This is a genomic window from Pseudonocardia sp. KRD291 (assembly GCF_019263595.1).
Taxonomy (GTDB): Bacteria; Actinomycetota; Actinomycetes; order Mycobacteriales; family Pseudonocardiaceae; genus Pseudonocardia.
In genome coordinates this window covers 1-8111 of record NZ_JADQDD010000274.1, presented here as the reverse complement: position 1 = coordinate 8111, position 8111 = coordinate 1, and the positions used below count along the sequence as shown (strand labels likewise).

Annotated in this window: 9 protein-coding genes; 3 read left to right on the top strand and 6 right to left on the bottom strand. The window is 72.5% G+C overall.

The genetic code is table 11. The annotated features are described in order from the left end of the window. Positions 1-209 precede the first annotated feature (209 nt). Positions 210-650, top strand: a complete 441-nt coding sequence (locus I4I78_RS26750) for a hypothetical protein (RefSeq protein WP_218614268.1) — start codon at positions 210-212, stop codon at positions 648-650. Between the two features lie 85 nt (positions 651-735). Here the strand turns inward: I4I78_RS26750 and I4I78_RS26745 are convergent, their stop codons facing one another. After that, positions 736-1434, bottom strand: coding sequence for a TetR/AcrR family transcriptional regulator (locus I4I78_RS26745; protein WP_218614267.1), 699 nt, complete (start codon positions 1432-1434; stop codon positions 736-738). Between the two features lie 78 nt (positions 1435-1512). Here I4I78_RS26745 and I4I78_RS26740 point away from each other — a divergent pair, with 78 nt between their 5' ends. Continuing rightward, complete coding sequence (locus I4I78_RS26740) at positions 1513-2646, top strand: NAD(P)/FAD-dependent oxidoreductase (RefSeq protein ID WP_218614266.1); 1134 nt, start codon at positions 1513-1515, stop codon at positions 2644-2646. Between the two features lie 14 nt (positions 2647-2660). Here I4I78_RS26740 and I4I78_RS26735 read toward each other — a convergent pair whose 3' ends face one another. From I4I78_RS26735 to I4I78_RS26720, 4 genes are all read right to left on the bottom strand, one after another. Further along, a complete protein-coding gene (locus tag I4I78_RS26735; RefSeq protein WP_218614265.1) occupies positions 2661-4589 on the bottom strand; it encodes a S9 family peptidase in 1929 nt (642 codons plus the stop codon). Positions 4590-4679: 90 nt separating this feature from the next. Then, a complete protein-coding gene (locus I4I78_RS26730; RefSeq protein WP_218614264.1) occupies positions 4680-5420 on the bottom strand; it encodes a MerR family transcriptional regulator in 741 nt (246 codons plus the stop codon). A 51-nt stretch (positions 5421-5471) separates the two neighbouring features. Next, positions 5472-6323 carry a sulfite exporter TauE/SafE family protein gene (locus I4I78_RS26725; RefSeq protein ID WP_218614263.1) on the bottom strand — a complete coding sequence of 284 codons (852 nt, stop codon included), beginning with the start codon at positions 6321-6323 and terminating at the stop codon, positions 5472-5474. Beyond that, a complete protein-coding gene (locus I4I78_RS26720; RefSeq protein ID WP_218614262.1) occupies positions 6320-7012 on the bottom strand; it encodes a FadR/GntR family transcriptional regulator in 693 nt (230 codons plus the stop codon). Before I4I78_RS26720 ends, I4I78_RS26725 begins: the two co-directional genes overlap by 4 nt. Positions 7013-7173: 161 nt before the next feature. Between I4I78_RS26720 and I4I78_RS26715 the strand changes: the two genes are divergently transcribed. Beyond that, on the top strand, positions 7174-7581 hold the full coding sequence (locus tag I4I78_RS26715; RefSeq protein WP_218614261.1) for a RidA family protein: 408 nt from the start codon (positions 7174-7176) through the stop codon (positions 7579-7581). A 12-nt stretch (positions 7582-7593) separates the two neighbouring features. Here I4I78_RS26715 and I4I78_RS26710 read toward each other — a convergent pair. After that, a partial coding sequence (locus I4I78_RS26710) for a TetR/AcrR family transcriptional regulator (RefSeq protein WP_218614260.1) occupies positions 7594-8111 on the bottom strand: 518 nt, incomplete at its 5' end.

The following is an 8111-nucleotide window of genomic DNA, read 5'->3' as shown; positions in this document are numbered from 1 at the left end:
GCTCACCCCGGTCGAGTTCGAGACACTGCTCAACACCGCCCACGCGGCCTGACCCACCTACCGAGATCGGGTCAACGGAACTCGGGGCAGTCCCCTCCGTCGCGGTCGCGCTCGGTGTCGGAGGTGTGGCCGGCGGGAGCGCCTTGTCGTCCGGTGGTTCGGCGGCCGGTCCGGGATCGCGGAGTGGATCGCAGTCGGTGTCGCGGAACGTGGAGAGCGTCCAGGTCCGGCTCACCGGCGCGGGCGTTCGCGTGACAGGTCGGGTCGTCGACGATGCCGCGGACTGTGCTGCGCATTCCCACGGTCTTGTTCGAGAGTTCTTCCAGGCGCATCCGTGCGCGTCGTTGAGGCGCGCGCAGTTCGAGATACGGGATCGGAAGGGCGACGTCGCGCTGGTTCCGATCGCGTGGGTCGAGATGCCGACAGAGCGCGAGGCACGCGAGCTGAAGACGCTCGTGGATGCCGGCGGTTCGGGCAACGTGACCGAGCTGTCCAGGGAGCGTGGCCGCTACCGGAGCGTTCGCTACACCGGCGACGCCTACGCATCCCGACGCGACGGCGCGGTGGTCGTGAACGCGCAGGCGCATCCCGTCGCCCGGGGGTGGGCCGGCCTGGCACTGACGAGCATCGCGACCAACGCGATCGAATAGCGGCAGATTCGGCAGGTCAGCCTTCCGGCCGTGTGTCTCGGGCGGCGTCGCCGACGACGGCGCGTCGAACTCTCACGAGGCGACGCTATCGCCGTTCCGGCTGCTCAACGGGCAGGTGGAGAGCCGTGATGCCCGCGAGGACGAGATCGACCCCGGAGAGGAACTGCTCCCGGTCGTCGTGCTCGCGCATCTGCCCCGCGACGGCGCGGGTGAACGGGTAGTCGCCGGGGTCGAGCTCCGACCATCTCGTCGCCATGGCGCCGAGGAGCTCGGAGCGGTCCGCGTCGGGTCCGGCGACGCGGGCGTTCGCGGCGTTCTGCGCGGCGGCGCCGAGGATGTACTGCATCAGCACGGTGGTCGTGACGAACCAGTCGTTCTCGGGCACGCCGAGTGCACGGACCTGCCGGCCGATGCTCTCGAGGATCCGCGGTGCCGTTACCTGCCAGAGGCTGTCGGAGACCTGGGCCGCGACCCACGGGTGCTCGTCGACCGCGTCGAACAGGCTCAGGGCGACGGCACGGATCCGGTCCGCTGGTGGAGAGGCCGGAGGCTCGACGTCCAGAGCGGCGGCGACGACGTCGTCGGTCGCGGCGGAGAGCAGCTCACCCTTGTTCGCCACGTGGTGGTAGATCGCCCCGGGCCCGGTGGCGAGGCGCTCGGCCAGTGCCCGGAACGTCAGCCCGCCCTCGCCGGTCGTGTCGAGCAGCTCGACGGCGGCCTCGACGATGCGCTCGCGGGAGAGCGCCTCCGTGCGCCGTGATGACCGTCGCGTCCCTGTTTCCACCCCGCCATCTTGACACACTTGGAACGTCGTTCCAACATGATGATGGAACGACGTTCCAACTGAACCGAAGGAGTCATCATGACCACCACCGTCACGATCATCGGCGCCGGCCTGGGCGGCCTCGTGCTGGCCCGCGTCCTGCACGTCCACGGCATCGCGTCCACGGTCTACGAGGCCGAACCCTCACCGGACGCGCGTGCCCAGGGCGGGATGCTCGACATCCACGACGACAACGGCCAGCTCGCCCTGGAGGCGGCCGGCCTGACCGGCGAGTTCCGCGACCTCGTCCTGGAGGGACGCCAGGCGATGCGGATCCTCGACCGGGACGGGACCGTCCTGCTCGACGAGCCCGACGACGGCACGGGCCTCCGCCCCGAGGTGCAGCGCGGCGAGCTGCGGGCGCTCCTGCTCGACTCGCTCCCGGCCGGTACCGTCCGGTGGGGCCACAAGGTCAGCGGCGTCCGCGCACTCGGCGAGGGCCGGCACGAGGTGACCTTCGCCGACGGCACCTCCGTCGTCACGAGCCTGCTGGTCGGCGCGGACGGCGCATGGTCGCGGGTCCGCCCGCTGCTCACCGGCGCGACACCGGAGTACATCGGCAGCTCGTACGTCGAGACCTACCTCCTCGAGAGCGACACCCGCCACCCCGCCGCCGCGAAGGTCGTCGGCGGCGGCTCGCTGATGGCGCTCGCGCCGGGGAAGGGGATCCTCGCCCACCGGGAGAGGGGCGACACCGTGCACACCTACGTGGCGCTCAGCGAGTCGCCGGACTGGTTCGCCGCCCTCGACTTCGCCGACCCTGCCGCGGTCACCGCGCGGATCGCGGGGGAGTTCGACGGCTGGGCGCCCGACCTCACCGCGCTGATCACCGATAGCGACACCGCGCCCATCCACCGGCCGCTGTACGCGCTGCCGGCCGGGCACCGGTGGGGCCGGGTGCCGGGGGTGACCCTCGTCGGCGACGCCGCGCACCTCGCCGCCCCGAACGGCGAGGGCGCGAACCTGGCCATGTACGACGGCGCCGAGCTCGGCAGGGTGATCGCCGCGCACCCCGACGACGTCGAGGCCGCCCTCGCCGAGCACGAGCGGGCCATGTTCCCCCGCGGCGCGGAGGCCGCCACCGACGGCGCCCGGCTGCACGGCCTCCTGTTCGGCGACGACGCACCACACGGTCTGGTCGCCGCGTTCACCGACGACGACCAGACCCCCTGAACCGGACCCGCGCGTCAGGACGTCGTCGAGGAGCGTCCGCCCAGGTGCTTGGCCAGGAAGCGCTCGAGCGTGCCGTACAGCTCGATGTTGCTGTCGGTGTTGACGAACCAGTGACCCTCGGTCTCGTTGAGCAGGTACTCGACCTCGGCGCCGCGGGATCGGAGCGCGTCGACGATGCGGTCGGAGTGGCGGCGGTCGACGCGGACGTCGTTGGCGCCGTGGATCAGCAGCGTCGGTGCGGTGATGTCGTCGACCCGGCGCACGGGTGAGCGGGCGAGCATGTCGGCCTCCTGGTCGGGGTCGTCCGGGTCGCCCATGTAGCGGACGTAGGAGTTCTGGATGCTGCGCCGTGCCGCCGGGATCACGGAACGGACCAGGTCGGTCAGGTCGGACATGCCGGTGTAGCTGACCGCGGCGGCGAACCGGTCCGGGGTGAAGGCGGCCCCGACGAGTGCGGCGTAGCCGCCGTAGGAGCAGCCGTAGATCGCGACCCGGTCGGGGTCGCTGTAGCCCTGGTCGATCGCCCAGTCCACCGCGTCGATCAGGTCGTCGTGCATGCGCCCGGCGAACTCGCCGATCGCCGCCTGCGTGTACGCCTTGCCGTAACCGGTGGAGCCGCGGAAGTCGACCTGCAGCACGGCGTACCCGCGGTCGGCCAGCAGCTGCACCTCCGGGTCGTACCCCCAGCTGTCGCGGTACCACGGGCCGCCGTGCACCAGCAGCACCGTCGGCAGCCCCCGCGGTTCGATACCGACCGGCAGCGTCAGGTGACACGGCAGGCCGAGCCCGTCGCGGGCGGTGACGGTGACCGGGGTGACCGGGGCCAGCCGGGCCGGGTCGAGGTGCGGGAACGGTCGGAACAGCCGGCGCGCCCGTCCCGTGGCGTGGTCGTAGAACCAGGTGACGCCGGGGTCGCGGTCGTGGGTGAAGTCCACCACCCAGCGCTGCGCCGTGGCGTCACAGGACACGTGGGCCAGGTCGCCGTCGGACAGCTCGGCCAGCCGCGGCAGCACCGTCGCGAAGTGCGGGTCGAGCGCGTGGATCTCCTGACGGGCACCGAGGTAGCGGGCTCCGAGCAGCTCGCCGGTGCTCGGGTGCAGGATCAGCGAGGACGGGAAGCGCGGGTCGGCCTCGGGGCGCGGGGTGTCCAGGTCGAACACGGGGTGGCTGTCCACCCCGGTCTGCTCGCCGGTCGCCAGGTCGACCCGGACCAGCCGGGTGCGGTCCGAGCCGCGCGACGAACCGATCCACAGCCCGTTCCCGTCCGGGGTGGGTGCGGCCGGGACGACGGCGAGGAGGACGTCGGTGCCGGGGAACCGCGCGATCGGGCGCCGCTCACCCGCGGCCCACTCGGACAGCACGTGATCACCGCCCTCCTCCATGGTGAACACCAGCAACCGTTCCGGGCTGCGCAGCCACGAGACGACGTCGCCGGGGTTGTCCGCGACCGGGGTCAGCGCGCCGGTCGCCAGGTCGAGCTCGAACAGGTCGATCAGGTCGGGACGGCGCCTGTTGAGCTGGACGAACGCCGTCCCCGGCCGGTCCGGCGGGAGCTGCGCACCGAACACGCGCACGCCCTCGATCGGGGTCAGGTCGACCGCGGGCTCGTCCGGCCGGGCCGGGTCGACGCGGTGCAGGTGCCAGTTCTCGTCGCCGTCGGTGTCCTGCTGGAACAGCAGGTAGCGGCCGTCGGTGGTCCAGAAGAAGGTGTCGATGTTGCGCCGGCTCTCGGAGGTGATGCGCCGGGCGCCCGAGGCGTCGCCGTCGTCGGCGTCGTCGGGGGCGGCCCAGTCCGAGTCGACGTCGCGGACGAACACGTTGAGCCGGCCGTGCCAGGGGGCGAGGTAGGCGACCCTCGTGCCGTCCGGGGACAGCAGGGCGCGGCTACGGGTGGGCGGGTCGAAGAACTCCTCGACGGTGATCAGCCTCGGCGGGGCGGTCATGGTGGATCCTCACGCTCGACGGTGTGCGGGCACCACCGAGTCCAGACCCCGACGTCGCGTCGGACTCAAGTCCGTCCGGCGTGACCCGGGTCATGGAGCGTCGGACCTCGCCAGCCGCTTCTGGACCCTGCGCAGGACGCGGTGTTGGGCCGGCCGGAGGGTCCGCTCGTTCAGCTCCTCCATCAGCGCCGTGGCCTGCGGGCCGAACGGCGACAGGGCGTGCAGCCGCGCCACCACCGGTTGCAGGTGCACGACCAGCTCGTCGACCAGGGACGCGACCTCGTCGTCCGGGGTGTCGGCGTCGAGGGCGTAGAAGCGCGCCGTCAGCGGTGCGGACCCGGCCACGCCGTCCTGCGCCTCCCCGAACAGGGTGGCGAACCCTGCCGGGCCGTCCGATCCGAGCAGGTGCCCGACCAGGATCAGCTGCTCGTGCTCGAAGCGGGCCATGTCCGCCGGCGTCCCCTCCGCGGGGGCCGAACGCCACGCCGACAGCTCCGGGGGCAGATCGGGCGGGGCGCCGCTGCGGCGCAACGCGGCGATGCCGGACCGGCGGGCGGTGAGCCGTTCGATGTCGTCGGCGGCCCGGCGGTCGAGCTCGTCGAGCAGCTCGTCGGCAGCCACCGGGTCGTCCAGCACCGCGGGCAGTGACGACAGGGGCACTCCGAGCGCGGTCATCCTCGTGATGCGCAGGAGCCGGACGAGGTGCCCGACGTCGTAGCGCCGGTAGCCCCCGGCCGAGCGCGGTGGCTCGGGCATCAGACCGATCTGGTGGTAGTGGCGCAACGTGCGGACCGTGACGCCGGCCAGCTCGGCGAGCTCGCTGCTGAGCACCGGACGGTTCCTTTCGGCTCTGGGCGTCGCGCAGGACGTCGCCCGCGTTCCTCACCCGGAGTCCCGGACGACCTTCCTCGCGGTCCGGCGGGCCCGGGTCATCTGGAGAATCTCCCGCACTCCCATCGCGAGGGCGAACGTGCCGAACACGAGGCCGAGGACGACGCTGTCGAGCATGAGGGCGAGAAGCGCCCCGACGGCGGCGCCGGGGACCGCGCCGATGCTGAGCAGCCGGCCGAGCCGGGGCGACGCCGTGCCCTTCCGCAGGTGCATGACCCCGCCGACGACGGAGTTCGGCACGAACATCAGCAGGGACGTCCCCGCGGCGGTGTGCAGGTCCGCGCCGAAGAGCAGGACCAGCGCCGGCACGGCGAGCAGCCCGCCGCCCAGCCCGAGGGCGGCGGCCCAGGCGCCGATGACCACTCCGGCGACGAGGGTCACCGGGACCACGAACCAGAGGCTCGCGAGCAGGGCCGGTGAGATGGCCGCCCGGCCGCTGAGCGGGTCCAGGCCCGCGGCGTCGGAGTAGAGCTTGGCCGCGGTGAGCAGGACGACGGCGATGAACAGGATCCGGAGAAGACGTTCCGGGATCCGCGAGATGATCCCGGCCCCGAAGAACCCTCCGATGATCCCGCCGACGATGAGCCCGCTCCCGGCCCGCAGGTCGATCGCACCGCCGGCCAGGGCGTAGACCGCGGCCCCGATCGCACACACCGCGATGTTGGCGACCGTGGACGTGCCGTGCAGGACCGGTCGGGGCACCCGGGCGAAACGGTCGAGTGCGGGCACGAAGAAGACTCCGCTGCCACCACCGAGGAGGCCTCCGACCGCCCCACCGGCGACCCCGATCGCGACGGCGCCGCCGGTGCCGAGCCGGTCCACATCCGGGTCCGGGCCCGTCATCGGTCCACCTCCTCGGCGCGGAGGTCGTCGATCGTCCTCTGCAGGTTCGCCACGGTCGCCTCGACCGCGGCCTCGACATCGTGGTTCTCCAACGCGGTGACGAGATCGTCGTGCGCGCGGTCGACGTCGATCAGCGGCCCGTCGTGGGCGATCCGGTCGATCAGGGCCGCCTGGATGACGGGACGCGCGTAGGCGAACAGCTCGACCAGGACGGAGTTGCCCGAAAGCCGCACGATCGACTCGTGGAAGTCCAGGTCGGTGACGACGAAGCTCTCCGGGGCGTGGGCCCGGGCCGCGCGCTCGGCCAGCTGCGTGCGCAGGCCGGCCAGGTCGTCGGTGCCCGCGCGATGCGCTGCCAGGCGAGAGGCCTCGACCTCCAGTGACCGCCGGACCTCGTAGACCTCCAGAAGGCGTGCCCGGCGCAACAGCTCCGCCACCGGTGCGGACGGCGCCTCCGCAGAGGCGACGAACGTCCCGGAACCGTGACGCACCTCCAGCAGGCCGTCCCGGCCGAGCAGGCGGACCGCCTCCCGGACCGACGAGCGACCCACGCCGATCTCGGTCGCCAGGGTGGACTCGCTGGGCACCTTCTCGCCGGGGGACCAGCCACCGGAGAGCAGGCGCTCCCGGAGCAGGGCCTCGACCTGCGGGACGACCGGTCCGCGTTCGAGCTTGCGCCACGTCGTCATGCTGCCTCCCTTCGTCGGGAGGACACTAGCACTAGTCATCAGACGTCTGATGACTACGAGTCGACGGCCATCATCGACGCACCGGTCCCGGCCACCGGCGAGCGCAGGATGATGGGCGCGCAGCACTTGCGCCGCAGCGTTGTCGACCACGAGGAGTCAGTATGTCCATCACCCTGGTCAACCCCGACGGGCTGCCGAATGTCGACCTCTACCGGCAGGTGTCGGTCGCCACCGGATCGAAACTGGTGTTCGTCGCCGGCCAGGTCGCCCGCGACGCCGACGGGGGCAAGGTCGGCGAGGGTGACCTCGCCGCCCAGGTCGAGCAGTGCTACCTCAACGTCGGCGTCGCGCTGGCCGAGGTCGGGGCGTCGTTCGACGACGTGGCGAAGCTGACCGTCTACCTCGTCGACTGGACGGCGGAGAAGATGCCGCTGTTCGTGGAGGGGGTGTCCCGGGCGTCGGCGAAGCTGGGCATCACCGCACTGCCGCCGCTGACCGGGATCGGCGTCGCCACCCTGGCCGAGCCCGACCTCCTGGTCGAGGTGGAGGCCACCGCGGTGATCGACTGACGTCGGCCGGCGTCAGACGGAGCCGAGCGCGGCCCGCGCCGCGGCGAGGATCGGCTGGTCGAGGGTCTCCGGCGGGGGCCTGCCGGCCACCAGGTAGCGGCGGATCGCCGAGCTGGGCAGGTCCAGGACGGCGAAGGTGACCGCCCGTCGGCGGGCGGGGGACACGTCGTCGTAGAAGCGGCCGCTGAAGTCGGCGACGGCGCCGATCAGGTCGTCGTTGACGGTCTCCAGGTCCCCGGCGAGCTCGTCGGGCCAGTGCGGGGTGATCTGCTCCCGGCCGTAGGCGGCCAGGACCTGGGCGGGCGCGAGATCCCGGCGGGACCAGCGCGGGTAGTGCAGGACGGCGTGGTCGAGGGCGTCGTCGGGATCGTCGCGCCGCAGCGCCTCGAGCAGTCCTGCCTGCCCGATGCGGGCGCAGCGCATCCAGAGCCGGGCCAGCAGATGGTCCTTGGTGGGGAAGCGGTAGTAGATCGACCCGACGTGCCCGCCCATCTCGGCGGCCACCGCGTCGATCGTCATGCCGGACGGCC

Excerpts from the sequence above, each read along its gene's own strand:
- I4I78_RS26725 (WP_218614263.1), bottom strand. The coding sequence starts at position 6,323 with ATGACGGGCCCGGACCCGGATGTGGACCGGCTCGGCACCGGCGGCGCC.
- I4I78_RS26715 (WP_218614261.1), top strand. The coding sequence starts at position 7,174 with ATGTCCATCACCCTGGTCAACCCCGACGGGCTGCCGAATGTCGACCTC.
- I4I78_RS26735 (WP_218614265.1), bottom strand. The coding sequence starts at position 4,589 with ATGACCGCCCCGCCGAGGCTGATCACCGTCGAGGAGTTCTTCGACCCG.
- I4I78_RS26720 (WP_218614262.1), bottom strand. The coding sequence starts at position 7,012 with ATGACGACGTGGCGCAAGCTCGAACGCGGACCGGTCGTCCCGCAGGTC.
- I4I78_RS26740 (WP_218614266.1), top strand. The coding sequence starts at position 1,513 with ATGACCACCACCGTCACGATCATCGGCGCCGGCCTGGGCGGCCTCGTG.